The sequence below is a fragment of the Vibrio sp. S11_S32 genome (assembly GCF_014694465.1).
Taxonomy (GTDB): domain Bacteria; phylum Pseudomonadota; class Gammaproteobacteria; order Enterobacterales; family Vibrionaceae; genus Vibrio; species Vibrio algicola.
Genome location: NZ_JAAUWS010000109.1, coordinates 1 through 1,630, shown reverse-complemented (window position 1 = coordinate 1,630; position 1,630 = coordinate 1). Strand labels below are relative to the sequence as shown.

Sequence of the window (1,630 nt, the reverse complement as noted above, 5' to 3'; positions counted from 1 at the left end):
AATAATCTTTTCGTAAGGAGGTGATCCAGCCCCAGGTTCCCCTAGGGCTACCTTGTTACGACTTCACCCCAGTCATGAACCACAAAGTGGTAAGCGTCCTCCCCGAAAGGTTAAACTACCTACTTCTTTTGCAGCCCACTCCCATGGTGTGACGGGCGGTGTGTACAAGGCCCGGGAACGTATTCACCGTGGCATTCTGATCCACGATTACTAGCGATTCCGACTTCATGGAGTCGAGTTGCAGACTCCAATCCGGACTACGACGCACTTTTTGGGATTCGCTCACTATCGCTAGCTTGCTGCCCTCTGTATGCGCCATTGTAGCACGTGTGTAGCCCTACTCGTAAGGGCCATGATGACTTGACGTCGTCCCCACCTTCCTCCGGTTTATCACCGGCAGTCTCCCTGGAGTTCCCGACATTACTCGCTGGCAAACAAGGATAAGGGTTGCGCTCGTTGCGGGACTTAACCCAACATTTCACAACACGAGCTGACGACAGCCATGCAGCACCTGTCTTACAGTTCCCGAAGGCACATCAGCGTCTCCGCCGACTTCTGTAGATGTCAAGAGTAGGTAAGGTTCTTCGCGTTGCATCGAATTAAACCACATGCTCCACCGCTTGTGCGGGCCCCCGTCAATTCATTTGAGTTTTAATCTTGCGACCGTACTCCCCAGGCGGTCTACTTAACGCGTTAGCTCCGAAAGCCACGGCTCAAGGCCACAACCTCCAAGTAGACATCGTTTACGGCGTGGACTACCGGGGTATCTAATCCCGTTTGCTCCCCACGCTTTCGCATCTGAGTGTCAGTATCTGTCCAGGGGGCCGCCTTCGCCACTGGTATTCCTTCAGATCTCTACGCATTTCACCGCTACACCTGAAATTCTACCCCCCTCTACAGTACTCTAGTTTGCCAGTTTCAAATGACCTTCCGAGGTTGAGCCCCGGGCTTTCACATCTGACTTAACAAACCACCTGCATGCGCTTTACGCCCAGTAATTCCGATTAACGCTCGCACCCTCCGTATTACCGCGGCTGCTGGCACGGAGTTAGCCGGTGCTTCTTCTGTTGCTAACGTCAAGCTACGCAGCTATTAACTACGCAACCTTCCTCACAACTGAAAGTACTTTACAACCCGAAGGCCTTCTTCATACACGCGGCATGGCTGCATCAGGCTTTCGCCCATTGTGCAATATTCCCCACTGCTGCCTCCCGTAGGAGTCTGGGCCGTGTCTCAGTCCCAGTGTGGCTGATCATCCTCTCAGACCAGCTAGGGATCGTCGCCTTGGTGAGCCATTACCTCACCAACTAGCTAATCCCACATAGGCGTATCCTAACGCGCGAGGCCCGAAGGTCCCCCGCTTTGCTCCGAAAAGATTATGCGGTATTAACAGTCGTTTCCAACTGGTATCCCCCACATCAGGGCAACTTCCTATGCATTACTCACCCGTCCGCCGCTCGTCAGCAGATAGCAAGCTATCTCTGTTACCGCTCGACTTGCATGTGTTAGGCCTGCCGCCAGCGTTCAATCTGAGCCATGATCAAACTCTTCAATTTAAGATTTTGATTCCCTTAATTAAAAGGGAGTGACTCAACGAATACTGACTTCAAAACTAATCTTTATCCGAAGA

Annotated in this window: 1 rRNA gene; it reads right to left on the bottom strand. The window is 52.3% G+C overall.

From position 1 onward, the window contains the following. Positions 1-13: 13 nt before the first annotated feature. A 16S ribosomal RNA gene (locus tag HC723_RS16750) occupies positions 14-1,556 on the bottom strand. Between the last annotated feature and the right edge of the window lie 74 nt (positions 1,557-1,630).